Annotated in this window: 24 protein-coding genes; 18 read left to right on the plus strand and 6 right to left on the minus strand. The window is 52.1% G+C overall.

Annotated features, from left to right (window positions below; genetic code table 11):
• Positions 1–51: 51 nt before the first annotated feature.
• Together O5O45_RS09430 and O5O45_RS09435 are read right to left on the minus strand one after the other, a co-directional pair.
• Positions 52–1710: an AMP-binding protein gene (locus O5O45_RS09430; protein WP_305904961.1), complete on the minus strand. Its 1659-nt coding sequence runs from the start codon at positions 1708–1710 to the stop codon at positions 52–54.
• A 245-nt stretch (positions 1711–1955) separates the two neighbouring features.
• Entirely contained in the window at positions 1956–2363 is a 408-nt protein-coding gene (locus O5O45_RS09435) for a hypothetical protein (protein ID WP_305904962.1), read from the minus strand.
• 212 nt (positions 2364–2575) lie between these two features.
• Here O5O45_RS09435 and O5O45_RS09440 point away from each other — a divergent pair, with 212 nt between their 5' ends.
• The 10 genes from O5O45_RS09440 to O5O45_RS09485 all read left to right on the plus strand — a co-directional run bounded on the left by O5O45_RS09440 (position 2576) and on the right by O5O45_RS09485 (position 11556).
• Positions 2576–2905 carry a transcriptional regulator KorA gene (locus O5O45_RS09440; RefSeq protein ID WP_305904963.1) on the plus strand — a complete coding sequence of 110 codons (330 nt, stop codon included), beginning with the start codon at positions 2576–2578 and terminating at the stop codon, positions 2903–2905.
• A 162-nt stretch (positions 2906–3067) separates the two neighbouring features.
• Positions 3068–3445, plus strand: coding sequence for a DMT family protein (locus O5O45_RS09445; RefSeq protein ID WP_371747984.1), 378 nt, complete (start codon positions 3068–3070; stop codon positions 3443–3445).
• Between the two features lie 92 nt (positions 3446–3537).
• Positions 3538–4629 carry a zinc-binding metallopeptidase family protein gene (locus tag O5O45_RS09450; RefSeq protein WP_305904964.1) on the plus strand — a complete coding sequence of 364 codons (1092 nt, stop codon included), beginning with the start codon at positions 3538–3540 and terminating at the stop codon, positions 4627–4629.
• A gap of 84 nt (positions 4630–4713) precedes the next feature.
• On the plus strand, positions 4714–5238 hold the full coding sequence (locus O5O45_RS09455; protein ID WP_305904965.1) for an Lcl C-terminal domain-containing protein: 525 nt from the start codon (positions 4714–4716) through the stop codon (positions 5236–5238).
• Positions 5239–5300: 62 nt separating this feature from the next.
• A complete protein-coding gene (locus O5O45_RS09460) occupies positions 5301–5687 on the plus strand; it encodes a VOC family protein (protein WP_305904966.1) in 387 nt (128 codons plus the stop codon).
• A 72-nt stretch (positions 5688–5759) separates the two neighbouring features.
• Positions 5760–6908: a DSD1 family PLP-dependent enzyme gene (locus O5O45_RS09465; RefSeq protein WP_305904967.1), complete on the plus strand. Its 1149-nt coding sequence runs from the start codon at positions 5760–5762 to the stop codon at positions 6906–6908.
• Positions 6909–7163: 255 nt separating this feature from the next.
• Positions 7164–8615: an OmpA family protein gene (locus tag O5O45_RS09470; RefSeq protein WP_305904968.1), complete on the plus strand. Its 1452-nt coding sequence runs from the start codon at positions 7164–7166 to the stop codon at positions 8613–8615.
• A gap of 385 nt (positions 8616–9000) precedes the next feature.
• Positions 9001–9678: an OmpW/AlkL family protein gene (locus tag O5O45_RS09475; RefSeq protein ID WP_305904969.1), complete on the plus strand. Its 678-nt coding sequence runs from the start codon at positions 9001–9003 to the stop codon at positions 9676–9678.
• 305 nt (positions 9679–9983) lie between these two features.
• The gene (locus O5O45_RS09480) at positions 9984–10742 is read left to right on the plus strand and encodes a substrate-binding periplasmic protein (protein WP_305904970.1); all 759 of its coding nucleotides are present in this window, start codon (positions 9984–9986) and stop codon (positions 10740–10742) included.
• Positions 10743–10806: 64 nt separating this feature from the next.
• Positions 10807–11556, plus strand: coding sequence for an amino acid ABC transporter substrate-binding protein (locus O5O45_RS09485; protein WP_305904971.1), 750 nt, complete (start codon positions 10807–10809; stop codon positions 11554–11556).
• Here O5O45_RS09485 and O5O45_RS09490 read toward each other — a convergent pair.
• Positions 11501–13846, minus strand: coding sequence for a PAS domain S-box protein (locus tag O5O45_RS09490; protein WP_305904972.1), 2346 nt, complete (start codon positions 13844–13846; stop codon positions 11501–11503). The genes O5O45_RS09485 and O5O45_RS09490 overlap by 56 nt on opposite strands.
• Before the next feature lie 210 nt (positions 13847–14056).
• Positions 14057–14674: a nitroreductase family protein gene (locus O5O45_RS09495; RefSeq protein ID WP_305904973.1), complete on the minus strand. Its 618-nt coding sequence runs from the start codon at positions 14672–14674 to the stop codon at positions 14057–14059.
• Between the two features lie 109 nt (positions 14675–14783).
• On the opposite strand from O5O45_RS09495, the gene O5O45_RS09500 reads away from it, so the two are divergent.
• The 5 genes from O5O45_RS09500 (at position 14784) to O5O45_RS09520 (ending at position 18979) form a co-directional block, all read left to right on the plus strand.
• A complete protein-coding gene (locus tag O5O45_RS09500; RefSeq protein ID WP_305904974.1) occupies positions 14784–15293 on the plus strand; it encodes a MarR family winged helix-turn-helix transcriptional regulator in 510 nt (169 codons plus the stop codon).
• 80 nt (positions 15294–15373) lie between these two features.
• The gene (locus O5O45_RS09505) at positions 15374–15961 is read left to right on the plus strand and encodes an imm11 family protein (protein WP_305904975.1); all 588 of its coding nucleotides are present in this window, start codon (positions 15374–15376) and stop codon (positions 15959–15961) included.
• Between the two features lie 304 nt (positions 15962–16265).
• Positions 16266–17084 carry a GIY-YIG nuclease family protein gene (locus tag O5O45_RS09510; protein WP_305904976.1) on the plus strand — a complete coding sequence of 273 codons (819 nt, stop codon included), beginning with the start codon at positions 16266–16268 and terminating at the stop codon, positions 17082–17084.
• 357 nt (positions 17085–17441) lie between these two features.
• Positions 17442–17903 (plus strand): hypothetical protein, encoded by a 462-nt coding sequence (locus O5O45_RS09515; RefSeq protein ID WP_305904977.1) that lies wholly within the window; start codon positions 17442–17444, stop codon positions 17901–17903.
• The gene (locus tag O5O45_RS09520; protein ID WP_305904978.1) at positions 17900–18979 is read left to right on the plus strand and encodes a serine/threonine-protein kinase; all 1080 of its coding nucleotides are present in this window, start codon (positions 17900–17902) and stop codon (positions 18977–18979) included. Before O5O45_RS09515 ends, O5O45_RS09520 begins: the two co-directional genes overlap by 4 nt.
• A gap of 109 nt (positions 18980–19088) precedes the next feature.
• Here the strand turns inward: O5O45_RS09520 and O5O45_RS09525 are convergent, their stop codons facing one another.
• Entirely contained in the window at positions 19089–22088 is a 3000-nt protein-coding gene (locus tag O5O45_RS09525; protein WP_305904979.1) for a KAP family NTPase, read from the minus strand.
• Between the two features lie 236 nt (positions 22089–22324).
• Between O5O45_RS09525 and O5O45_RS09530 the strand changes: the two genes are divergently transcribed.
• From O5O45_RS09530 to O5O45_RS09540, 3 genes are all read left to right on the plus strand, one after another.
• The gene (locus tag O5O45_RS09530; protein ID WP_305902294.1) at positions 22325–23074 is read left to right on the plus strand and encodes an IS5 family transposase; all 750 of its coding nucleotides are present in this window, start codon (positions 22325–22327) and stop codon (positions 23072–23074) included.
• Between the two features lie 126 nt (positions 23075–23200).
• Positions 23201–23584 (plus strand): hypothetical protein, encoded by a 384-nt coding sequence (locus O5O45_RS09535; protein ID WP_305904980.1) that lies wholly within the window; start codon positions 23201–23203, stop codon positions 23582–23584.
• 180 nt (positions 23585–23764) lie between these two features.
• Entirely contained in the window at positions 23765–24523 is a 759-nt protein-coding gene (locus O5O45_RS09540; RefSeq protein WP_305904981.1) for an Nmad2 family putative nucleotide modification protein, read from the plus strand.
• Here O5O45_RS09540 and O5O45_RS09545 read toward each other — a convergent pair.
• Positions 24480–25271 carry a substrate-binding periplasmic protein gene (locus O5O45_RS09545; RefSeq protein WP_305904982.1) on the minus strand — a complete coding sequence of 264 codons (792 nt, stop codon included), beginning with the start codon at positions 25269–25271 and terminating at the stop codon, positions 24480–24482. The genes O5O45_RS09540 and O5O45_RS09545 overlap by 44 nt on opposite strands.
• Between the last annotated feature and the right edge of the window lie 158 nt (positions 25272–25429).

A 25429-nucleotide genomic window follows, 5' to 3' on the forward strand; every position in this document is an offset into this window, starting at 1 on the left:
TATGGTTTAAAAGCTTGAGGGCTAACTCCTGGTTTTGTATCGCCTCTGGCCTCATACAACCTGTTCCGCGTAGCTGCGACGAACCAGATCCGCCTGCACCTTGCCGCTTGACGTTCGGGGCATGGATCCTCTTGGAAGTATGGATACGTCAATAAGGCTGACTCCGAATTCGTCAAATACCTGACGCTTAATCAAGGCGACCTTCTCTTCATCGAACTCGGCTGTTTTGTTTTTGGTTTCAATCAACATGGTCAGACGATGGTCGGGCTCGCGCTTGTAAAGCACGCAGGCGTTGGGGTTCAGCGTGTGGATGATGTTGGCCGCATTCAGCGCCAGATCATTGGTGAATACGTTTTTGCCATGGACAACCACCATGTCTTTTTCGCGTCCGGTGATGAACAAGTAGTTGTCTTTGATGAAGCCAATATCGCCCGTGTCCAGCCAAGCTCTACCGCCTTCCTCAAAGACAGGTAATGGCGCGTTGACGTAACCGTCCGTCACGCTGTCGCTGCTGATAAAAATCTTGCCGGTTTCCCCCGGCTCCTTATCTTTACCACCCTCCGTCGATAGAATTCTTATGTGATCAAAGGTCTGTCCAAGATAGCACCCCTCGCAAGTGGTGAGTTCATTGCTGCGGTGGGCGAAAACCTCAGGTAAGTCCTCCCAGACCTTTTCTCCCCCCACATAGAGCGTGCTCTCGGCGAGGCCGTAACAGGCAAGCACGGAGCGAGGATGTAAGCCCGCTACGCTGAGCCGTTTTCTCACATTTTCAAGTAGCTGGTGGGGTACATAATCCGCGCCGCAGTAGGCGGCCTGCCAGCAGGACAGGTCTATCCCTTTGATAAAATCATCTGGCGCTATATCCAGACATAATTGATAGGCGAAGGCGGGTCCGCCGCTGATGGCTGCGCGGTATTTGCTGACGGCGAATAACCAGCGTAATGGTTGCTTAATAAAATCGACCGGGCTCATCAGGACGCATTGCATGCCTGACATAAGTGGATAAATGATGCTCCCGAACAATCCCATATCATGGTAATGAGGCAGCCAGGACAACATGTTCTTCTCGGCGGCGAAGCGCCACTTTTCCGCGGAAATACGCTGGTTTGCGAGAATGTTTTTCTCTGAAACTTTGACGCCTCTTGGCGCTTTGGTCGAGCCGGAGGTGTATTGAATGATAACGGGCTCATGCGGTGATGCGAACGGCGTAATCTTCGGTTCCGAAAGGAGGGAGGGGGGCTGGCTGTCGACTTCGTTCGCGCCCGTTGCAATATGGATTAACTGAAGCCCATCGGCGCCTGCGGCTTCCTGTTGGAAATACGCCAGCGTGTTTGAGTCGCAGATAACATGGCGAGTATGGCTGTCTCCCATAATCGCCTGCAACCGGCTCATCTCCTTGGTCGACCTGGGCGCCGGCACAGGAATGGCCGTTGTGCCGGAAAATAGGCATCCCAGCAATGCCACCACAAAATGGCAGCCCGGCTCCATAGAGAGCAACGCTGTCTGAGCGCCGTTCATGGCGCAGCGCAAGCGTTCTGCGTATTCGGCGCTTTCCGCGAGTAATTGAGCAGGAGTATACCGGGTTTCCCCAAGCTCTCCGCCTTTATTCAGATAGGTCAGGATGTATTGTTGCGGGCTGCTCTTCAGCGCCTCAACAAGTAACGTTGCAACGGATTTTTCTTGGTTGTTATGAAGCGTATTGTCGTCCATGAAGTTCCCTTGAAAAAGTTTATTGTTATACCTGACTGCGCTTTTATGACTTCTGTAAATAAATCCTAGCGCCCCTTCTTTGGTTCTTCCACTTGGAACGTGTAAAAAAAATGAGGCGAATTAGATACTAGGCGCAACTTATTGTTGTATGAAATTAGTTCAGATTGGCATTGGCGGAGGGGCAATCAGGCGCAGGCGGCGGGCTGAAACGACCTGCAGCGATGGGAGGGGGGGTGTCTTCGGAGTTAGCGTGACTTCTTTAACTTCGCGTAGTCTTTTTTCAGCTTCATTTCAATCAATTCGCTAATGGTCACGCCCTCGGCTTTGGCGAGGGCGCTGACGATTTGGTGGGCCATGACGTTCAAGTCCACGCCTCGGGTGGGGATGGCGGTTCCTCTTTGCTTTTCCCGGCGCAGGCGGGCGGCGCGGATGGCGTTTTTCATGGCGTTCCATTCTTTTGACGTCATCCACTTTTCGCACCAGGCGTTCAGGGAGCTGTGGCTGCCGGCGCGGGTCAACGCCCTGGCGGCGCGTTTGCGGCGTTCGGGGGCGGCGTCGGCTCCGCCGGGGAAGGCGGCGTCGCGGAATTTATTGTCGATCCAGCGTTTGGCGTATTCATAATCCAGCGCTTGAATGTCGTACTTCTTTCGCATCGTGGCAACCTGCATGAATTTTGCTCATTTTCTAATATGTTACCTGGTAACGCAATTGATTTATCTTAATACTTTAAACTACAACAATAATCCCCATTTATATCTCTGATATGCTTAGGGTATATTGCCGTTTCGATAGCAGCGGCGACGCCGAGACATTAATCAAGCTTAAGGACGCATCTCTTTAAACGATCCAGGTGGTAATCGCTCCCATGACAGAAGAACAATTCCGGATCGCCATCTCCGGCATGGAACTGGCCGAATCCAATCGTATTATCGCGCATGACTTATTGGTCAAACGCGTTCGCAGGAAGCTGATCGTGCGACGCACAGGGCTGTCCAACACCCGCATTGGCCAGATTGAAAAGAATGTGCTGGCCAATTACGCCAAGCGCCTGGAAGCGCTGGGGCTGGTGCGCGTAGAAGTATTGGTGAGTCCCGAAAACGTCGCGCAGGTGAGGGCGATGGAGGAGCTGGATCGGTTTCCGGCCTACTCGGATCAGGGCGCCGAGGATGAGGCGCTGGAAGCGGCGACCAGTTAACGCATCGCGGCGCTCAATTTTCTTGTCGACACGCAACTATTGACACACAGCCGGGTTGTGATGAAATGTGTTACGCCTGACGCCGCTTTCTGTGGCGCGGGCTAAGCCGTTTCGGCTTGTCTTTCTCGTTATCATCCATCTTCTTTATATCGCTGGTTGTCTATGTGGCCGACTATTTCTCCTGTCGTCGCGAGCGTGTTTCTGCTGCTCGCCAGTAATATCTTTATGACCTTCGCCTGGTATGCGCATCTGAAAGAGCTGAACAACAAGCCCTGGATTATCGCCGCGCTGGTGAGCTGGGGTATCGCCTTGTTCGAGTACCTGCTTCAGGTGCCCGCCAACCGTATTGGTTACGGCGAACTCAGTTTGGGGCAACTTAAGATATTGCAGGAAGTTATTACGCTAAGTGTGTTCATTCCATTCGCTTTTTTCTATATGAAGGAGCCGCTTAGACTGGATTTTTTGTGGGCGGGATTGTGTATTCTGGGCGCTGTATTTTTTATCTTCAGGCCCACCATTATGCAGGCGCTGCAAAGCTAAAAAGTTATACTGGATCAGCGCGCCGGCGTTCAGGGCGCGCTTGGAATCTTCGCTGACTCATCAATTGAAGGTCGCAGGGAGCCACGCCTTTTATGAAATTATTCACCTGTCCGACATGCGGTAATCTCGTCTATTTTGAAAACGTCGCCTGCATCCGTTGCGGCGCCACCCTGGGGTTTGTATCCGATGAGATGGTCATGGCGGCGTTTACCCCTGATGGAGAAGGGGGTTGGCGGCGCGAAGGGGGGACGTATGGGCGCTACAAGCAGTGCTCCAATTACGCCGTTCACGCCGCTTGCAACTGGATGCTGAACGCGGATGAGCCCGTGGACCTGTGCGCCGCCTGTCAGCTCAACCGGACCATACCGGACCTGAGCATTGCGGAAAATCTCCCGTTGTGGCGTACGTTGGAGACGGAGAAGCGTCGTCTGGCGTTCACCTTGCTGCGCCTGGGCCTTCCATTGACGCCCCGCAGTCAGGATGACGCCGGGCTGGCGTTTGATTTTCTGGCGGACCCCGATCCCAGTTTCAACGAGCGCGGCAGGGTGATGACCGGCCATGCCCTGGGTGTCATCACCCTGAATATTGCTGAAGCGGACCCGGCGGTGCGGGTGAGCATGCGGGAGCAGATGGGCGAACCGTATCGTACGATCCTGGGCCACTTTCGCCATGAGTCAGGACACTATTATTGGGACCGACTGATACGGAATAGCGACCGGTTACCGGCTTTTCGCCGCCAGTTCGGTGATGAAACCCAGAATTACAGCGAGGCGCTGGAGCGTCATTATCAGTCCGCGCCGCCGTCAAACTGGACGCAACGCTTCGTCAGCGCCTACGCCAGCAGTCACCCTTGGGAAGATTGGGCGGAAACCTGGGCGCATTACCTGCATATGATCGACACCCTGGAGACGGCGTATCAGTTCGGTCTGATGATTCAACCCCGCGCTGGCGATGGCGCTAATCTGGACGTGCGCCATGACTTCGACCCCTACAATCAGCCTGCGTTCTCCGTGCTGGTGGACCACTGGCTGCCCCTTACTTTCGCGCTCAACAGCCTGAACCGCAGTATGGGCCACGCCCATGCGTATCCCTTTGTGCTGGGACCGCAGGTGTTGCAGAAACTGGAGTTTGTGCACCTGACCGTGCGAGAGGCCAGCTTGACGAATCCGCAAGGGATAAGCTGACAGTTTGTTAACGGCGTCCCGCCAGTATGAGTGATAGACTGCTCGAAAGTATAATCTATTACTTTAAAAATATGGTTTAACTATATGTTATTGAATATAAATAGACTGCTTTTTCTGCTCGCACTTGGTCTGCCGTCAGCCGTCGTCGCAGCGCTGGAAGAGTGCTCCTCTGAGGTTACGCCTACCTCCCAATTCGTTCTGAAGGGCGAAGAAGCCTATGATACGAAAACCGGGCTGATCTGGAGCCGCTGCAGTATGGGGCTGATCTGGCGGGAAGGCGCGGGCTGCGTGGGGAAGGTGAAAATCTCCACTTTGGCGGGAGCGCGCCATTTTGCGGAACAGCAGGGGCAGGGCTGGCGCATTCCGACAATCGAAGAGCTATACAGCCTGGTGCGGCGAGGCTGTTCGGAACCGGCGATCAACGCCGAAGTTTTTCCGGATGTGCGGGACTTGGGAGAGGGCAGCCCATACTGGAGCCAGACTCAGGTCGAAGAGGTTCCTATCCTGTATTACTTCGTCGACTTTATGACCGGAGATATTGACGGGCACACGGAGCGGTTTCCGTTGGCGTTGCGACTGGTGCGAGACAAAGAGACGCTAGGAAATTAGTCTTTATATAGCATAAACAATAACTTAATCTTGTTTCTTCATGCATGGATAAGGAGCGTAAGATGAAAGCGCAAACGCTTATCGCCGTTCGCGATGTGGCCGCCAGCAGTCGTTGGTATCAGACATTGCTCGACTGCCGGAGCGGGCATGGCGGCCCGGAATATGAACAGCTGGTGCAGGGCGAGGAAATGTTTATGCAGCTGCACGCCTGGCATGCCCACGATCATCCTAACCTGGGCGACCCGGACGCCGCGCCACATGGTTACGGCGTGCTGTTATGGTTTCAGGTGGATAAGTTCGATGCGGCGGTGGCGCGGGCCAAAACGCTGCAGGCGGACATCCTGGAAGGGCCGAAACTGAACCCCCGCGCCCAGCATCGGGAAATCTGGCTACGCGATCCGGATGGCTACGTGGTGGTGCTGGCCAGCGCCTATGGCGATGTTGAATAGGGCGACGTTGAATGAGCGCAGACCAATAATCTGCGCGCTGGTATGAATGGGTAACCGTAACGGGAGAACTTTGTGAACACAACGCCTACAGAGGGATTGAATACGATCGACACGCCGTTTCTGGCGGTGGACAAGTCCCGCTTCAACGCCAACATTGCGCGCATGCGCGCCTATCTGCAGCCGTTTAACGTAAGACTGCGCCCTCACTTGAAGACAATTAAGTCTGTTCCCGCTGCGGCGCTGGTGATGGCGAGCAAGCAGGACCCAGCGACGGTGTCCACCCTGAAAGAGGCGGAAGCCTTTGCGGAGGCGGGGTATACGGATTTACTCTACGCCGTCGGCATTTCCCCGCAAAAGGCGCCCCGGGTGCTGGCGCTACAGCGTAAAGGCGTCAATATTTCCATTCTGTTGGACAGTCGCCAGCAGGCCGAAATGGTCGTCGCTTTTTGTCGGGAAAAGGAGGTCAATATTCCTGTTTATATCGAGGTGGACTGCGACGGGCATCGCGCCGGTTTGCCTGCGGATGATCCCGAACTGGTCACTATTGGACGCCTGATGCATGAAGCAGGAGTGGAGGTGCGCGGCGTAATGAGTCATTCCGGCGGAACCTACGGTTGCGATACGCCGGAACAGTTGGCCGCCGCCGCGGAACAGGAACGCAAGGCGGCGGTGGCCGCAGCGCAGGCGTTGCGCGATGCGGGCGTGGCCTGTCCTGAGGTGAGCGTCGGCTCGACGCCGGCGGCGTTGTCTTTCACTAATCTGGAAGGCGTGACGGAAGTACGGGCCGGAGTGTATACCTTCTTTGACCTGGTGATGGCGGGCGTCGGCGTATGCAAGCTGGATGACATCGCGTTGTCGGTGGTGACCACCGTCACTGGACACAATCAGGCCAAAGGCTGGATCTTTGTGGATGCGGGCTGGTCGGCCTTGTCCCGGGACCGCGGCACGGCGGGGCAGAAGGTGGACCAACTGTATGGCGTGGTGTGCGATGAACAGGGGCGGGTCATTGACGACCTGTTGGTGAGCGCCGTCAATCAGGAACACGGCATCCTGAGCATGCGTGAGGGCAGCGGCAAGGCGCTTCCGGATCTGCCCATTGGCGCGCGCCTGCGCATCCTTCCCAATCACGCCTGCGCCACGGCGGGACAGTTCCTGCAATATCACGTGCTGGACGACGCCAACCATCTGCTGGAAATCTGGCCCCGTATTCAGGGCTGGTGATTCTTCTTTCTTCGGCGCCGCTCACAAGCCACTCACAGGCGCTTCTCTAGGTACAACTCACTAAGTCGATCAGGACCGCAATTAATGGCGGTTCCTGACTTTCTTGACTACTCTGTGCTGTGACCCTCCAAGGATGTTCAGGAGAATCGAACAAAAATAAATCTATGTTGTATCTACTTACCGTATAACTGGTTTCAAGCCGTAAAAATCAGTCAACACGATGTAAGTATCCAACCATCGTAAGGAGACTTCAGAATGAAAGGAGTAGACGCCTATCTCGCCGCAGTAATCACCGCCGTTACGCTCACTGGCTGCGCTTCGCAGACCGCGCTCACTGAGCAGGCCGCCTACCAGCAATATCCCGCCCTGGAAGAACTGAGGGATCAGGTTGAGCAGGGGAAATCACAGAATCTCAACGTATTGTCGCCGCAGCGCTACAGCCAGGCCAGAAAGTCCTATCAGGACGCTCTGCAATGGGCTCAGGCCGATAACGCCAAAGCCACCGGCATCGCCAGACAGGGACTGGCCTCCATCAGCGAAGCCCGCACCAATGCGGATGTCGCCGCCTATAATCTTGAAGATGTGCTGAACGCCCGTCAGAAAGCCCTGTCGGCCAATGCCGACAAAATGATCCCCGCAGAGTTTATGAAAGCGGAGGATAACCTCATCAAACTTACCGGTATGATTGAAAAAGGCAATATTGAAGACGCCAAAGCCGGTCGTGCGGAAGTCGCGCGCCTGTATTCCCAGGCGGAATTAAACGCGCTCAAGGGCAATATCGTGGATCTGGCCCGGGACGCGCTGGAATCAGCCAGAAGTCGCGACATTGATGATCTGGCGCCGAAAACCATGGAAATGGCGCAGGAAGAGTATCAGTTGGCGCTGAAAATCCTGGATGCGGACAGAACCGATACTGAGCGGGCGCAGAGTCATGCGCAGAAAGCTTTGTGGAACGTCATGCGCGCTGAGTATATCGCCGACACCGTTAAATACTTCGATGAATCCGACTTCAACGAGGAAGACAAGGTGCTGTGGTATCAACAGCAACTGGCGACAGCCGCGAAACCCATCAATCAACAGTTGCCCTTTGATCAGCCCAACAAAGAAGTGATTCGTCAGTTGAGTTCGAATATCCAGGGCGTGATGACGGATCGCGATTCCGCGCTGCTGGCGCTGGAAAACGCCAAAACCCGCGAAATGCGGGCGGCGTCAGAGAAGGATGAGCTGATGGCGCAGCAGGAGCGGGAAGAGAGACGCAAGCAGGCGATCACCGCCAAGTTCGCCGTAGTGCAATCTCTGTTCACGGACAAAGAAGCGGATGTATACAGACAGAAAGACAACGTACTGATTCGCGCTCACGGGTTTAATTTCCCCTCTGGAAAAAGCGAGATTCAGGGAGAAAACTTTGCCCTGGTGAATAAAATCATCGAAGCGGTGAAAGAGTTCCCCAATGCGCAGGTTGTAGTGTCCGGCCATACCGATAATCGCGGCTCTACCGAGCTGAACCAGGGGCTGTCGCAAAAACGGGCGGAGGAAGTGGCCAGAATGTTGAAAGAAATCGGTCGCATACCTTCCGACAAAATTACTGCGATGGGCTACGGCGAGCAGCGCCCGGTGTCCAACAATGACACCACGGAAGGCCGCGCTGACAACCGTCGGGTGGAAGTACTGATCGTCAATGAAGGCGGCGTAGAACAGGTCTATTGATCTTGCCGCCAACGATGCGCGTCCTGTCAGGGCGCGCGTCGCCGAGACTCTGCATGAATGCGCCTGCGCGGCGGCGGGCCGCGGAAAGCGGGGCCTGACATGTGCAGGCCCTGTCGTTGTAGACAAACAGAAGGAAGCTATTTGTCTGCCTGATTAATAAACAGCGAATAGCACGCTTCGACGCCGTCGCAAGATAACGGGATATGTGCCGGGCGATGGGCGGAAAGAACGCGTCCGTTGATCTGGGTCAAGGCTGACCCGGGCTGCGCCTTAACACCCCTAATCACTTGATCCAAATCATAATTATTCGCCGGTAAAGGCATAGACTCCCGCCCCGTCATCAATTCTTAATTTTGCAGTTGAATGTGAAGAGTAGGGGTATGTTATGCATAAGCTAAGTAAATCTATGTTGGCTCTGGGACTGCTGGCCTGCGCGGGCTCCGCGATGGCGCACCAGCCGGGAGATATGGTGCTGCGCGTCGGCGCCGCGATGGTGGACCCCCAGGATGACAGCTCAACCCTGCGTTTAAATGGCGCTTCCTTGGACGGCTCCAGCGTATCAGTGGACAGCAATACCCAGTTGGGTTTGACCTTCACCTATATGTTGCGTGAGCATATCGGTCTGGAAGTACTGGCGGCGACGCCGTTTTCCCATGAAGTCAGCGCTCATGGCTCAGTCGCAGGCGACAATCTGAAAACGGCGGAGGTTAAACACCTTCCACCCACCGTCAGCGTACAGTACTACCCGATGGAAGCCGGCGACGCCTTCCAGCCCTACGTGGGCGTTGGCGTGAACTACACCCTGTTCTTTGATGAAGAGCTGACATCGGATTTCAAAGGCGCCATGGGCGACGGCAAGATCAAACTGGACAACTCCTTTGGCGCGGCGTTCCAGTTGGGCTTCGACTATCAATTGACCGATAACCTGGTGGTTAACGCGGCGGTCTGGAAGATCGGCATCGACACTACCGCCACGATCGACCTGGATTCCGGCGCGCAGATCAAAACCGACGTGGACATCGACCCGTTGGTGTACATGGTCGGCGTTGGTTACAAATTTTAATTCCATCAACTTGTAAACGGCTTCGTGGATAGATCTGCGGAGCCAACCGCCAATGAATTTTGCGGCCTGCGCTCAGGGATGAGAGCGGGCCAGTTTCACCTCGCTTCATCCCCGCATGCGGCCCGTCTTTGCCCATGCGGTTTTTTTGTTTATGCGCTGCTGCTTGCCGCTTAACTGAGGCGGGTAGATGCAGGTGGAAACCTGTAGAACCAGATAGCCGCCATGCCAGTTTGCCGCCCTGATCTATACTTATTGTTCAAATTTCACCATTCGTTGACTGGGTTTAACTGACATGGGGGACTGGCATGCAACGTTCTTTGATTTTCGCTGGTTTTGGGCTGTTTTGTGTGGTGTTCAGCGCGCTGACTCAAGCCGCCACCACGGTTCAGGTGTGGACCTACTATGATTCGCCGCCTTTTGCAGTGGATCCCAAAGGGGATGATCTCACCTCCACCTTGTGCCGGGTGCTGACAGAGAAAAGCGGCGGTGAATGGGTTTTCAAACCCCAGTATCTGCCCCGCAAACGCATTAATCACTATCTGGAGAGCGGCGCCGAGCAGGGGCTGGTGCTATGGGCGAATCCCTTGTGGTTTCAGGATAAGGAAGAGACCAAGTACGCCTGGACTCATCGTGTCATCTGGGGCGCTAATGAGATCGTCTCCTTGCGGCAAAGTCCGGTGGAGTATACCGGTCCGGAATCTTTGGAGGGCAAACGCTTCGGCGGCGTGGCGGGACATCATTATGTCGGTATCGACGATCTCGTGCAGGCTGGACGCATTAAGCGGGAAGACACTACCTCATTTTCCAAGAACCTCGACAAACTGCTGAGCAACCGTCTCGACGCCATGCTGATACCTCGTGGGGAACTGTTTCATATGGTTTCGCAAGGTAATCTTGGCGACAGATTGTTTATTTCCTCAAAACCCCATCAGCAATACGAACGTAAAATTCTGGCGACGCAAAAGCTGGCGGCGGTCCGGGACTTTATTAACGCTCAGCTTCCTGCGTTGAATGAGGATGCGCAATGGCGCGCGTTATTGGAAAAATACGGCTTGCAGCCGTAACCCTGATTAACACAGTGACCACCTGACCTCATCAAGGACTGATATTTGGGGGGATGAATCGCCAATGCCGAGACGTTTCGGGCTGACATTGATGATCTGGCTGTTGCTTGGCGCTTACAGCCGTGCGGAAACAGTTGTGCCGGTGTGGACCTACTACACCTCTCCGCCCTATGGTCTGCATAGCGATGGCTACGATCTGACCAGCATATTGTGTGTTGAGCTCACCAGGAACAGCCAGGGAAAATGGCGTTTTGAGCCGCAAAGTTTGCCCAGAAAGCGCATCGACAACTATCTGGAGCGGGGCGATCAGGCGGTGGTGGCCTGGGTGAGTCCATCCTGGTTCGGCGACCCTGACGAAGTCGGCTACGATTGGACCCGAGGCGTGGTGTGGGGGCGCAATGAAATCGTTTCTCTCAAACTGCAGCCGGTGGAATACGACGGGCCGGAATCGCTGATAGGCAAGAGTTTCGGCGGCGTCTTGGGGCATCGCTATGTCGGTATCGACGAACTGGTGGCGGAGGGGCGCATCAGGCGCGAAGACGCCTCTTCCTTCTCCAGCAACTTCGGCAAATTACTGTTGCGTCGCATTGAAGTGACCATGATTCCCCGGGAAGAGTTGTTCTATTTAATGGCGAATGAACAGGTGGGGGCGCAACTTTACGTGTCTAAAAAGCCGCACCAGAGCTATCAGCGCAAGATGTTGGTGACCAAAAATCTAAAGGGGGTGAGGGACTTCATGGAGGCGCAATGGGAGAAACTCAACGATCACCCTGATTGGCGTCATCTGCTGCAGCGCTATGGGCTCGACCAGTGAGGCGGGAATGAGAGCGACCATCGACCTCCGAATCGGAATCGTCCGCCTGATCCTGAAAATTCAACAGATTGCGCACAGTCATGCGTAGCCTGGCGTTGTCCGCCACGGCTTTGATTAGCGTGGCCTGGACCTTGGCCGTTAGTTGCGGCGGGGAAGGATAGGAGGAAAAAATCACCACAGGGGTTTCATCTGGGTTGATCTCATCCACCAGTTCGGCGCCGGGGCCATCCGGCAACTCCAGGTCCAGAATCACCAGATCGTACTTTTGCTCCTGCAGCATGCGTCGCGCCTGCTCCAAGGCGCCCGCCTGATGAATGTCGGCGATCTCTTCCAGTACTGAACGGGCGACTTGCACAAGGTCGTGGTCATCCTCCACGTGCAGGATGCAGGGTCGCTTTTGCTTTAACAGCACCTGATGAATGATGGCCCGGAACTGACTGAGTCCTGGGACGCTGCGACTCAACCAGGCCAGGGGAGTGACTGCGTCGCTTTCCAGCCTGGAGTCCGCTTCTGAAGCGTAATTGTCCTCCGCAATCGCCACCAAAGGCAGTTGAGCGGCGCTGGGCGCATGCTGCAGAGACCTTAAAAAGGTGAAACCGCCATCGTCGACCATCGTGCTGTCGACGACCAGCAGGCAATATTGCTTTTCCTCCAGGCAGCGCAAGGCGCTCGCTGCATCCGGCGCGACGTCGCAGCATAGGCCTTCAGCGCGCACGGCTTTCGCCAGTAGCTCGGACAAGTCTTTATCCTTCTCACAAACCAACGCGCAAGGATGCCGCGACGCTTTTGGCTGCATCGGCGTCAAGCGAACGGGAAGGTCAAAGTAGAATTCAGTGCCCTTGTCGACGTTGGAAACGAAGCCAATTTCTCCGCCGTGATGCTCTACGATAGCTTTGGCGATGCTAAGCCCCAGTCCGGTTCCCCCTTGCTCGCGGGTGTCGGAACTGTCCGCTTGCGAGAAGCGCTCGAACACGCGGGATTGAAAAGCCTCGGGAATGCCTTTGCCGTGATCTTTCACATGGACGCGCAGTTTGCTTTTAAGACAGGAAACGCCAACGTCGACATATCCGCCCCGTGGCGAGTATTTCACTGCATTCGAGATCAGGTTGGACATGACCTGATGAATGCGTCGTTCATCGACATGCACGCAGGATCTGGGCAAGGCGTTGGCAAAGCGAAGCTCAACCTGATACTTGCCGGCGAATTCCCTGTGATCTTCCAGGCTGCGCTGAACCAGCGTCGCCAGATCCAGGTCCTCCAGCTCAAACTTGAGCGCGCCGGACTCCAGTTTTTCAATTTCCAGGATGTCGTTGATCAGCATCGTCAGCCGGTCGCAGTTGCGATAGGCGACTTTAAGCATGTGATGAACGACCTCCGGCAGCTCGCCGCCGTGCTTGCCCAGCACCAGCCCCAATGCGCCGCCAATCGCGGTCAGGGGCGTGCGCAGCTCATGGCTGACGGTGGCGACGAACTCATCTTTTTGCCGCTCCATGCGCTTGCGTTCAGTGATGTCGCGCACCACGCCGGTGAACATGCGGCGGCCCTCTACAGTCATCTCGCTTACCGCCAACTCCATGGGAAACGTCGAGCCGTCGCGGCGACGACCGGTGACTTCCCGGCCAATGCCAATGACCTTCGCCTCACCGGTGTGCATGAACTTGGTGATATAGCCATCGTGTTCGCTGTGATACGGCTCCGGCATCAGGATCTTGACGTTGACGCCGATCACGTCGCGGGCGGCGTATCCAAAGATGCGTTCCGCGGCCGGGTTGAAGGTGTCGATCAATCCCGCTCCGTCGATAGTGATAATGCCGTCGACGACGGTGTCGACGATGGCGCGGACGCGGGCTTCCCGGTCCTGCAACGCCAATTCGGAGGCTTTGCGTTCGCTGATGTCGCGCACCACGCCGGTGAACATGCGGCGGCCATCCACCTGCATTTCCGTCACCGCCAGATCGAGAGGGAACAGACTGCCGTCCTTGCGCTGGCCGAGCACTTCACGGCCAATGCCGATGATTTGCGCCTTACCTGTTTGCAGATAATTGCTGAGATAGTCGTCGTGGTGTTCGCGAAAGGGGGAGGGCATCAGCATGTGCACGTTGCAGCCGATGACTTCTTCCGCGTCATAGCCGAAGATGCGCTCGGCGGCGGGATTGAAGGTTTCTATAACGCCCAGGCTGTCGATGGTGATGATGCCGTCCACCACCGCTTCGACAATGGCGCGCACCCGACTGTCCGACTCCGATGTAAAGCCGCTTCCCCCGGCCTTTTGATAGAGTTTCCTGCTCACATAAACTCCCTTACCTGAACGCCAAAACGCTCGTTTTATAAATATAGGCGGGGTCCGGGCTATTACAAATTCAAGGGACTATTAATCAGGCGGACAAATAGCTTCCTTTTATTTGTCTGCAACGACAGGTCCTGCACATGTCAGGCCCTGTCTCCCACGGCTGGCCGCCGCACAGACGCATTCATGCGCCTGATGATTAACATGCCAATATCACACCAACGCCATCACCTCTTCCACAGGGCGACGCACCTTCTGCGGCCAATTGCCTTCAGTCGGATAACCCGCCGTCACCAACATCACCGGCACCTCCCGCTCCGACAACCCAAACTCCTGCGCCAGCGCCTGTGGATCGAAACCACTCATGGCGCCAGTAGACAGCCCCATGCCTTGCGCCGCGAACATCAGCGTCATTGCGGCGAGGGAAGCGGAACGGAAAGCTTCGTCCCGTTGCAGCGTGGGGTTGTTCTCATGAGAAGAACTGGCCTGCGCAACCCAGCCGTCACTGAACGCCTGCGGCAGAAAACCCGCAGCGACGGAAGGCTGCAACGCACTGGCCAGACCTTCATGCGCCGCCAGCGTTCCGCAGATGATAAAGGTCACCGCGGCGTCCACCACCTGCTTCTGCCCATAAGAAACCGCCTGTAAACGGGCCTTCGCTTCGGGCGAGCGCACGGCGATGAACTTCCAGTTCTGAAAGTTGTAAGCGGAGGGGGCGCGGGTGGCCAGTCTCACCAACTCGGTGATCTGTTCTTCAGACAGGGATTTCTCTGCGTCGTAACGGCCAGTGGATACGCGGTTTTCGATAAGATCTTTTACAGTCTCGTACATATCAGGTTCCTTGATTTACGGCTAAGCAATGCATTTATCTTCAATTCAAGATAAAATCAGTTTTGCACAGATAAATCTTGATATCAAGATAAAATAAACGGAGCCAAACATGACTGAAAAACGCCCTCCCGACGCCGTAGACAAGATTCTGGAACAATGGAACGCCGAACGGCCCGACCTGGACGTCACCCCCATGGGCGCCATCGGGCGCCTGAAACGCTGCGCCGCCCTCATGCAACGTCGACTGGACGCTACCTTCAACCAGTTCGACATGACCGGCTGGGAATTCGACGTCCTCGCCACCCTGAGACGCTCAGGCAAACCCTACTGCCTGGCCCCCACAACCCTGTTCTCAACCCTCATGATCACCTCCGGCACCATGACCCACCGCCTGCAACGGCTGGAAGCCAGCGGCCTCATCGAACGCACCGCCAACAAAGACGACGCCCGCAGCAAACTCGTCCAACTCACCCCCAAAGGCCTCGAACTCATTGACCGCGCCGTCGACGCCCACGTACAAAACGAACACAACATCCTGCAACCCCTGAACCCAGAAGAACGCCAACAACTGGATGAGTGCATGAGGAGGCTACTAAGATTATTGGAGGGGGAAGGGTAGTCGAGCGTTTACCTGTCATTTGTATGACAATGGAATACATGGGCCCACAGAATCACTCATTGAAACGCTAGCAAAGACGTATGACTAAAAAACTACTATTCCCTGACCTTGAACGCTCTCCAGCTATTACCGGCACGGATAATTGCACCTGTTATGGGATGATTTGGGAGACTGGCAAACCCCTCAATCCCAATAATCATGATCTTTCTCGCCTGGAATTTATCTGTGAAAGGCGACACAAGGGAAAACTCACGGACTTCGCCGTTTCCGACGCCGGATGCCCGATTGTGTCTAAAACATTGAAAGACTTTCTGGACAACCTGGGCGTGGACAATATCGATTACTACCCCGCCACAGTACTGAAAAAAGCCGGCGCTGAACCCAATCACGATTACTTCGCCTGCAATATCAAGGGAATGGCCAACTGTATCGACTTTGAGAAAAGCGAACTTGAAATCGAAATGGAAGATGAAGAAGTCATGTTCATTCACGAGGTCGACACCCTTGTACTGAACTCGAAGAGCTACGGGACCATTTACAGGCTTTACTATTACGAACGAGTGATTGTCCTGGAAGACCCGTTAGCCGCCGCACTGGCGTCCAGTGGGTTTACCGGAATGAAAATAATAACCCCTGAAAACTGGGACGGCTTTGCGGGGGAAAAGTGATTTACGATCATCAAAGCCAGTGTTCTTCACTGGCGCAGACAACATCACATAATCCCGCACCAACACCAACACCAACACCAACACCAACACCAACACCAACACCTAACAACACCCGACACCCTCTCTACCATGTCCACCGTTCGCCCTGAGCCTGTCGAAGGGCCTTCCAGAGCGCATGAGCGAGAAGCGCTTGATTCGCACTGTCGTTGAATGAAGCAGACATTGGAGGGTGTGCTATCTTTTGCTCATAGCTAGGCATGTTATCGAAATTGATGGCGATTGAGCGCTGACGAGGGGCAGAAGCATGTTCAAACTATTTGATTTATTACAATTGCTTAGTCCCACATTGTCGCCTGCCGATTGCAAATTACATATGGCCGTCTGGAATGGAGTAGAGCATCCCCTTGATGTCTTTCTTGCAGGAGATTTTGAGGATTGGCAGCGATGGCAAACAAAACGTAATTTTGAACGCCGGTTTGTAGTCTCTCTTATTAACATTCACGGCACGGACAACTGGCTTTTTAGCGGTCTATACGAACAAACAGGGGTTGAGTTCAAGAACGAAGAAAACTGTTTCTATTATGACTTAGGGCAAGTGCGAGACTGTGCTGAGCTCTCCGGCCGCTTGGTTATTAAATTTAGCCGAAATTTTCGGGCGACATATTTGTTGGCTGAACGGTGGAGTGAAGATCTATTGGTATCGGAACTCAAATCAGAGCGACTCACCTTATCGGAGTTTCCAGGTTTTAAATCAGTGAATTTGTCTAAGCGGGAATTAGATTGTGTTATTCGTCAGAGCATCCCATCTTGGAAAGGCGCGCTCTCCTCAGTCTCAGGAGTTTATGTAATATCAGATACGATGTCGGGGAAACTCTATGTTGGTAGTGCATATGGAGAAGGGGGCATATGGAGCCGCTGGTCGCAGTACTCGTCTTCGGGGCATGGTAACAACGTAGAACTCCGAGCGCTCTTGAACGACCTTGGCGCTAAAAGTGCTGAAGCCTTTCGTTTTTCAATTCTTGAAGTGGCGGATGTGCACGCCAATAAAAATGAAGTTATTACGCGCGAAACTCATTGGAAGGAAGTCTTGTTGTCCCGCACACATGGCTACAACTCGAATTAGCCAGAGAGTTAGGAACGTTAGAGTCAACTGAGAGCGAGAAAGTAGAGTGGCTTAACGACGTTTCCTAGAAATAGGGATTTCTTCTCCACCCGTTCGCCCTGAGCCTGTCGAAGGGCCTTCCAGAGCTATGAGCATCGCTTTAGTCGCAAAGTTGCTATCGACAGATTCTGAACCAAACACTGCTCATAAAATGCTTGATATCGTCCGATACAGATATTTAAGGGTGTGCTATCTTTATGAAGTGATAAAGGCCACTTTTATCTACACTAGGAGCTTATTGAGCCTATCTAACTATTTGCCATCTTATTCTTGCTATCGCCGCTATAGAGGTTAGGACGTTGTATTGAGGAGGCTACGTTGAAGGTACTAGGAATTCGAGTTGATCCCCAAAGGACAAGGTATGCTCTGGTTGAGTATGACGGAAATAACTTCACTCTTCTTAATTCAAATTCTGAGTCACGACTAGTATACCCTGCAGATATATCTGAGCCTGAGGATAAAGTGGAATGGCTTTATCATGAGTTAGGTCGCGTTTTTCATAGTCACCAGGGTGTTGAGACAGTCTGTGTTAAGACAAATGAATATACGCAGAATGATAGTAAATCAAAACGCGAATCAGCTTATCTTGAAGGAGCGGTTCTTTTGTTTTGTAAAAGTAAAAATGTTCCAGTAACTGTTAAAATATATGGTTCTCTTGCAACACGTAGTGCAGATGTGAGAAAACATGCAGAGGAACGTGTTGGTCGCACGACTAAGTATTGGGATAATAAAATGGCGGACGCTGTGATTGCGGCATGGCAGGGAGCCCGAAACTTGTGACGGAACCGGCTACTGTTGTGCAGTTGCAAGCTGGAATGCAATTATATAAGTATCGGCTATGTCATCGTATTGGCGGTGGAAGCTTCGGTGAAGTGTGGTTAGCTGAAGATCGTGCTGTTGACCATGAATACGCTATTAAAATATTGAAACCAGGAACACCTGTCCACCACCGACTGCGTGAAGCTCAGATTGGACATGTTCTCGACCATAATAATGTAGTCCGTGTTCACCAGGCAGATGTAACTAGAATTGGACAACATGATTATGTCATTATTGCCATGGACTATATGCCTAATGGTCCAATTACCATGCTTGCTAACCCTTCTCACTATCTTAGGCTACCTGATGTAATCCGTCTCGGAAAAGATATTTTACGGGGCCTTGAGTATTTACATGGGCACGACTTCTTTCACAATGATGTAAAACCAGAAAATGTACTTATTGGTCTGCACGAACAGGGTATGTTAACTGACTATGGAATTGTCGGGGTTACACAGGATGGAGCACCAGTCCAGCCCCCCACTTTTTATAAAATTCATGCTGCCCCTGAAGTATTGAACGCAAATGAGATTACAGCGCAGACTGATGTTTTTCAGGCTGGACTAACACTTTTTAGAATGCTAGTGGGTCTCGACACGCTTAGACAAAAGTTTAATGAGCTAGGTGAACAAGCATATTACAGAGCATTATCAGATGCCGATCTGATTTCAGTCTCAGATTTCCCTGCATATATTCCCCCGCGCTTGAAGCGAATAATTCTAAAGGCCATTAACCCAAATCTTGCTGAAAGGTTTCAGTCTGCCCTAGAAATGCGTAGAGAGCTTGAAAAATTGAATTTTCCTGGTTTTTGGACAGTAGAAGAAACGGGAGAGTTCGTTGGTTATAATGCCGCTTATAGTTATAGGTATGAACAAACTAAAAAGGTAGGTAATAGATATGATATTCTTGCATTAAAGCGTAGCCTCTCAACAGGTAGAGAGACCCGTTTCGCAAAATTTTGCCATACCAATGTAACGAGTGGAGTTGCAAAGAGAGAAATTGCCAAGTTTGTAAAAGCTGTAGTGGAGGGGGTGTAGCTGCTTAAAGCATATAAATACGGGAGAAGTTTTGGAAAGCATGAATTGTCTATCTCTTAGTCACCTGAGATAGATTGGGAAAAACACTTTCTTAAACGACTACGGACTACTATTCGGCCTCTTTATCGTCATATATTGCATCACTGGCTAACTCATCAAGTGCTGTGAAGACTGCTTCCAAATCTTCGCTATAGCGTGCAATGTAATTGGGTGTGACTACGCGGCGATCCAATGCATACGGAACTTGCTCATAGATGAGTTGCTTATGTTGACTCCAATATAGCCCCATCTCTTTCGGATTGAGACCGCTAGGAAGCCCGTCTTTGGTTGCAGTGTAATTAATTGTGCCTCCACTTGGAAGTATAGTTCTACTCAAGTGTAATAGGCAGTAATCTAGAAAGTGAAAGGTGTTATTCTTGTTTAGATAAGGGTTAAAACAAATATTAAATATGTAGTTGTTCATCGCCTTTGCTATTCCCAACTTGTTTTCAGCTCCAGATTCATTGTAATATCCGCAGCCAACGCCACTCCCCTCTGGAGGAACTGAATTGCTAAGTTGATAAATTACAAACGATTTAACAACAGAGCGTGAGGAGGCAATTCGATTTTCAATAGAATTATTATCTTGTTCATTACGAAATTTATTTGAAATGTGTTGGCTAAGCTCAAATGAGGCTATGCCGAGAAATTCCTGAATAGGAGCCTCATTAACTTCTGTAAAAAAGTTCCGCCGCGGTTTAATATACGTTTTCTTGAATCGCGAGAAGATATTTTGAGAAATTTTTCTCATGCCTACTAATGCAAGATCGCTGACTAATCCCGTTGTTGTACCGTTTTTATCTTGATGAAATATCAGAGCAGAGTACAGGTTGAATAACTGTCCTTGACGGTCAGCAGAACAATGCAACCTGAACATCATAAGGTCGTTCCAGCCAAGAACTCCGCGGTTGCTGGCCACAAGTTGCTGAAGAAGGCCCTTCCCAGCATAAGAGCCTTCACCAAAAATTCGCCATGCGATTTCTATCACACCTGATTCAGTTGTTTTGTGACGATGTTGGTGTCGATGTTCTGATGTATCTCCCCAGCCAGCTCTATCTAAAAGTTGAAGCAAAGTATAGATCGATCTATTCCGCAAACCTCTATCGTGGTACTCAATAGATGGGTAGCGCGGCAGATATTTAATGAGGGTATTAATGGCGTCATCGGCGACATTACGAGTGAAGCTATAAGACTGATTGGCGAGGACTCTCCAGAATTGATCGTAAGCATGATCACTTTGCCCTAATCGAAAGTCGTCTGATGATAAAACTGACTCAATTTTAACTCCTTTCAGAACTTGATCTACGGCATTCTTGTAAAGTACAAAGGTTTTCTGTGGCTCCGGTGTGACGAACCGTACTATGAGCTTTAGGTAATCTTCTAAGTTTCTAAAGTCGGGCTGATTAAAGCAGGCGCGTGAAGATAATTCTGCTTCATCCAGACTGTTCCAGTTAAACTTCAAAGTGTTTAAGTCGAATAGCTCTTTCAATAAAAATGCTGCAATTTCTTGCTGTTTAGCCACAAAATCTGAGAAGCTAGAATCATTTTTATACTCTTGTTTTATGAGGTCTCGTTGCACTGAGAATATTCCGCAACGCCCTTGCGTCTCGTCGGCATAAATACGTCTGAACAGCCCAGGATAGTTTAGGTGTATGAGTATCAGGTTTATAAGATCATGCTTATTAAAGTCTGTTCTACCTAAGTCGCTTTTCTCAAGCTGCATGAGCAGCATAGCGTTGACAAAACGCTTCACTTTGCGCAAGTCTCCAACAAGGGGTAGGTACCAAGTGGCTTTGTCTCCGTCGAGAATATTGGCTAATTCATCCAGCACGGAGCCCAGTTTCAACATCGTATCAGACGGAATTGTGCTGAGTTGGTTAGCTTGAGATTTCCAGTCCCTGCGTAAAAAATCCCGAATATGTGAGCTATCAACAAAGAGGCTTAGCTTCACCGTTATAAATTTCTCTAGAAACTCTCTCGCCCTCGAACTCTCCTCTTGGCTCCCTGCAAGGACTTCTGTGTCGTAACAGAGAATATAGGTCGCCTGTGAAAGCTTGAATGTCCGGCGTATCGCAAACAGTACGTTGTTTGTGGTTCTAGTGTCTAAACGATCAAGATCATCAATGACGACTATTACTCGACGGTTGATGCGTTTCAGGACCTCGTCAATATCATTAAGCAACTCATCAGCGGTCTCTTGTGATGGTTCTAATGTGAGCTTGAAGCCAAAGAATGAAATGTCGGCTTTCCCCTTTATCAACCGGGAGTATCGTGACACAGCAGGGCGAAACTCAGGAACGAATACTTTTTGTTGAATTGCTGAGGAGAGGTCGCGAATCAAACGATCGGCAAGATCAGGCTCGGAGGCGTAACGAAGCGGCTCAAATCGGCAAACAATGACTCTATCGTCTGCTTCTTCCCAATAATGTTGAGCAAGGTTGATAAAGCTAGTTTTACCGACTCCCCATGGCCCATCAACCCCAAAGGTAAGCCCTGAAAGGGCTTCGCTTTCAAGGACAGTATCCGCGAATGATTTGACCTGCTCATCGCCAGCAAGCAGATCTTCCTTGTCGTTATCGACTTCCTCGTCTGAAAGGAAGCGAAGTTGTGGAGGGGAAGTATTGGGTCTCTGTCGGCGATGCTGAACGAGAGGTGTCAAGAGTATCGTGCAGAGCAAAAGCAATACCGTTGGACCTGAATAAGGATCTACATCTTTTAGTGCTTCGTGGACCTTGGATAGCAGGGGAGAGATCAAATAGTTTGTCCAGATGCCTACAATGATCATGATCAGCAAGTCGACGCGAAGACTTGAGCAAATCCGTGATGTAGCAATATGCGCTCCTCGTTCGATGGCGTAGATTAGACAGAGCAGAAATATGGCCAGTGATATAACTACTATCCCCGTGGCTCTGATACCGATGGAAACGCCTGACAACATCGTAGCGAAGCTGTTTCCGAGGTAGTACGCGGACCAGCCCACTTCAGCTCCCACAAAACCAATGACAAACAGCCTCGCGAACACCAGTAACTCTGGCATATTCATTGTTTGATCGTGTTTGGTGGCAGCCATTAATTTCTCTCCAAGAAACGGGCTAGATCACAAAATATCCCATCAGTTTCGGTCTTGCTCCATAGGAAAAACTAGTACAGGAGAGTTGTACGACCAAACATAGAGAATATAGACCAGTGGCCAGCACGAAGCGCCACCACCGCCGGCTAGGGCGTGTTGACGTTTCGTCATAGGTGATAGATAGGCGCAAACTCGTCATATTGCGGTTCCCACACCAACAACAAGACGAGTTTGCGATGCCCCGATTGATGCTCAGTGACGAGCTTTGGTCGAAGCTGAAAGAGATCATGCTGCAAGAGCGAATCTATAACAAGCCCACACTACGAATGATGGTGGAAGGCATGTTGTACCGAATGCGGACGGGGTGTCCCTGGCGAGACTTGCCAGGGCAGTTTGGCGACTGGAATTCGGTGTTCAAAAAATTCAATTCCTGGTCTGCCCAAGGCAAGTGGTTGAGGATCTTCCGGGGCTTGATCCGCGAGCCGGATTTGGAATGGGAGTTTATTGATGGCAGCTATGTGAAGGCCCATCAGCACAGCGCAGGAGCCTGCACGGAAGAGTCTCAGGCGATTGGTAAGAGTCGGGCGGGCAATACCACGAAAGTGCATCTGGCCGTGGATGCCTATGGTCTTCCTGTGGAATTTGAGATCACAGGAGGCGAAGTCAATGACTGTACGGCAGCGGCGGAGTTGATTGAAAAGCTTCCCTTGTCAGAAGCGGTTGTCGGAGACAAAGGCTACGACAGTGAACGAGTGCGGGCACAGATCGAAAGGAAGGGAGCCAGGGCCGTGATACCGAGAAAGCGAAACTCTGTCAAAGGCAATGACGATATGGATTGGGGTTTATACAAGTGTCGCCATTTGGTGGAGAACGCCTTCGCCCGACTCAAGCAGTACCGGGCCATCGCGACGAGGTATGACAAGTTGAAGAGGAACTATGAAAGTATGGTAGCCATGGCTTGTGGGTATTTATGGCTGCCGATGTGAAACGTCAACAGACCCTAGCATTCAGAGAGAAATCCCTATATGGTGATTAATCTGTTGCTACTTCACTGATTTATCTCGTTATTCGAAAACGAACCAGAAATCAGGCGAATACGGATTGGAGGAGGAATGATGGCGGTCGTATTGATGACGCTGATTGGCTTAACGGTGGCCGCATGGCTGTGGCTCGCGTTAATAGCCATCATGGCGGTGAAAAACGATGACACCCTGGAACGGGGTCAAAAAGCGCTACAGTTTTTTATCATACTCGTGGCGCCACTTTTCGGCTCCTTAATGGCGCTCTACTTGGTAAACCAGTACTCGCCTGAAGCCATACCGCACCGGCTGATTCCATGGCCCTTCAAAAGCTTCTTGAACAGCGCCCGTAATGCGCGTAACCCCAATCGCGATGATAATAACGACCAGGGATTCGACTTGGCCATTAGTTCGCGTCAGGATGGCGGTATGTTCGATGTGGGGTCTGATGGCGGCGGTGGAGGAGGGGGCGACTAGGTCCCGATAACCGCCGGCGCTCCCTCCCCATCAACCCCACGCTACGCCAATACGCACTCAGTTTCCTCCTGTAGCAAAAGCCAACCAAACATAACAACTTTCCGGGCCTGAAGCCCTTGCCAATTCCTCTTTCTAGCCTAGTTTTTAAACACGGTGGTAATACTGGCTGAGGGAGGTTTTATGCGTTTGTATAGCTACAAAATGACCCACGATTCAGGCTTTGCGCCCAATCCTTTTGGCGAGTGGTTAACGTTGGCGACTTGCAAACCCTATATACGAAGGAATGGTAACGTTAAGGTAGATGAAGAGGGCGGAACGTGGATTGCAGGCTTTTCGTCCGCTACCTTGAACGGCGATGCAGTTGGCAGTGAGCGACTTGTGTATTTGATGAAAGTGGAGAAGAAGCTATCAATCAGCGCCTATTTTAAAGACTCTAGTTTCAAGAATAAGATTCCAGATATGTCGTCTAAGAGCGCGATAGAGCGAGCCGGAGATAACATTTACGACTTATTGCCGTCAGGCGACCCAAAAGATTACACACACTATCGGCAGGTCAAGAATCCTAGCCACTGGGATATAAAACAGGATAAGCCTCATATGGGGTGTCAGAAGGAAGATATCTCTGGTGAGAATGTGTTGATTGCGAAAACGTTTTATTACTTCGGCCGCGAGCCGCTGGTGATTCCAGACCACCTTCGGCCTTCTGTCCCCAAAGGTTCATCAGTCTATGGCAACCTAACGGAAGGTCAAAAAGCAGGCGACTTTATTGCCTTTATTGAAAAACACAAAAAAGGCCTCATTCATCTTCCCCACACATTCGACGCCGACGAAGAAATATGCAGCAGCTGCGCTCCCAAACCTGCGCAAAAAGCGCCGAAAACGACGTGCGCACCCCCTAATCAAAATCCCTCTCGCCGGGCAGCCACGCAATCACATTAAAACGCGCCGCGATCTCCCGGTATGCCGGTTGCTGGCGGAATTGTTTGTAGGCGATAGCGAAGTCGTAAGCCAGTTTGGCGCCGCTTTGGCGGCTGAAGGCGATGTACATGGGTTCGGAGGGGAACAGGGCGCCTTGCAGCGGTTGTACGACGTCTTCCAGATTTTCGATGGCGGTTTTACTGCGCAGCATGGCGTTGGAGCCGCCCAGTATGGCGTCGTAGCGGTCGTTGACCAGCATGAGGAAGAGTTGCGCCATGGTGACGGTGCGTTGTTGCAGCGGATAGTTGTTGCGGATCAACGCCATCGCCTCGTCATTGATGTGATAGCCGGTGGGAACGGCGACGCGCCAGCGGCTGACGAAATGCTCCAGCGGCGGATCGTAGAGAATTTCCTTGGCGCGGGACTTTTTGATGTAGATGGTGCTCTGTGAAATGTGCAGAAGATTGTCAGGCAGATATAGGGCGAACTTTTCACGCTCAACGGACTTCGCCATATAGGTCACGGCGTTCACTTCGCCGCTTTCCAGCATCTTGATGACGCGGGTCCAGGGCAGGCGCACGAACTCCACTTTCCATTCCAAACTGGCCGTCACCTGCTTGACGACCTCCGTATGAAATCCGCTCAGCTCCCCGGATTCCGCCACATATTCAAAGGGTTTGTTGTTGGCGTCCTCCATGCCGATGATCAAGGTTTGCGCAAGCGCCCCCTGCGAAAACAGCGCAAACCAGAGCCACAGAGCATAACGCATGACTTTCCCTCCCAGGCAATAGTGACAGTATAGTTACGATCTCCCGGGCGCTCGATAAATCTGCATGAATCCGCTCGGACGGCCCCTCCGTTGTGACAAAGCGATGGCTTGATAGGGGCGGCTCTGATTAAGCTATTCCTGTTCACCCAACTGGCCTA

The sequence above is a fragment of the Hahella sp. HNIBRBA332 genome, assembly GCF_030719035.1.
Lineage (GTDB): Bacteria > Pseudomonadota > Gammaproteobacteria > Pseudomonadales > Oleiphilaceae > Hahella.

Coding starts and splice junctions, on each gene's coding strand:
- O5O45_RS09430 (WP_305904961.1), bottom strand. CDS start 1,710: ATGGACGACAATACGCTTCATAACAACCAAGAAAAATCCGTTGCAACG.
- O5O45_RS09435 (WP_305904962.1), bottom strand. CDS start 2,363: ATGCGAAAGAAGTACGACATTCAAGCGCTGGATTATGAATACGCCAAA.
- O5O45_RS09440 (WP_305904963.1), top strand. CDS start 2,576: ATGACAGAAGAACAATTCCGGATCGCCATCTCCGGCATGGAACTGGCC.
- O5O45_RS09445 (WP_371747984.1), top strand. CDS start 3,068: ATGTGGCCGACTATTTCTCCTGTCGTCGCGAGCGTGTTTCTGCTGCTC.
- O5O45_RS09450 (WP_305904964.1), top strand. CDS start 3,538: ATGAAATTATTCACCTGTCCGACATGCGGTAATCTCGTCTATTTTGAA.
- O5O45_RS09455 (WP_305904965.1), top strand. CDS start 4,714: ATGTTATTGAATATAAATAGACTGCTTTTTCTGCTCGCACTTGGTCTG.
- O5O45_RS09460 (WP_305904966.1), top strand. CDS start 5,301: ATGAAAGCGCAAACGCTTATCGCCGTTCGCGATGTGGCCGCCAGCAGT.
- O5O45_RS09470 (WP_305904968.1), top strand. CDS start 7,164: ATGAAAGGAGTAGACGCCTATCTCGCCGCAGTAATCACCGCCGTTACG.
- O5O45_RS09475 (WP_305904969.1), top strand. CDS start 9,001: ATGCATAAGCTAAGTAAATCTATGTTGGCTCTGGGACTGCTGGCCTGC.
- O5O45_RS09480 (WP_305904970.1), top strand. CDS start 9,984: ATGCAACGTTCTTTGATTTTCGCTGGTTTTGGGCTGTTTTGTGTGGTG.
- O5O45_RS09485 (WP_305904971.1), top strand. CDS start 10,807: ATGCCGAGACGTTTCGGGCTGACATTGATGATCTGGCTGTTGCTTGGC.
- O5O45_RS09495 (WP_305904973.1), bottom strand. CDS start 14,674: ATGTACGAGACTGTAAAAGATCTTATCGAAAACCGCGTATCCACTGGC.
- O5O45_RS09500 (WP_305904974.1), top strand. CDS start 14,784: ATGACTGAAAAACGCCCTCCCGACGCCGTAGACAAGATTCTGGAACAA.
- O5O45_RS09505 (WP_305904975.1), top strand. CDS start 15,374: ATGACTAAAAAACTACTATTCCCTGACCTTGAACGCTCTCCAGCTATT.
- O5O45_RS09510 (WP_305904976.1), top strand. CDS start 16,266: ATGTTCAAACTATTTGATTTATTACAATTGCTTAGTCCCACATTGTCG.
- O5O45_RS09525 (WP_305904979.1), bottom strand. CDS start 22,088: ATGGCTGCCACCAAACACGATCAAACAATGAATATGCCAGAGTTACTG.
- O5O45_RS09530 (WP_305902294.1), top strand. CDS start 22,325: ATGCCCCGATTGATGCTCAGTGACGAGCTTTGGTCGAAGCTGAAAGAG.
- O5O45_RS09535 (WP_305904980.1), top strand. CDS start 23,201: ATGATGGCGGTCGTATTGATGACGCTGATTGGCTTAACGGTGGCCGCA.
- O5O45_RS09540 (WP_305904981.1), top strand. CDS start 23,765: ATGCGTTTGTATAGCTACAAAATGACCCACGATTCAGGCTTTGCGCCC.
- O5O45_RS09545 (WP_305904982.1), bottom strand. CDS start 25,271: ATGCGTTATGCTCTGTGGCTCTGGTTTGCGCTGTTTTCGCAGGGGGCG.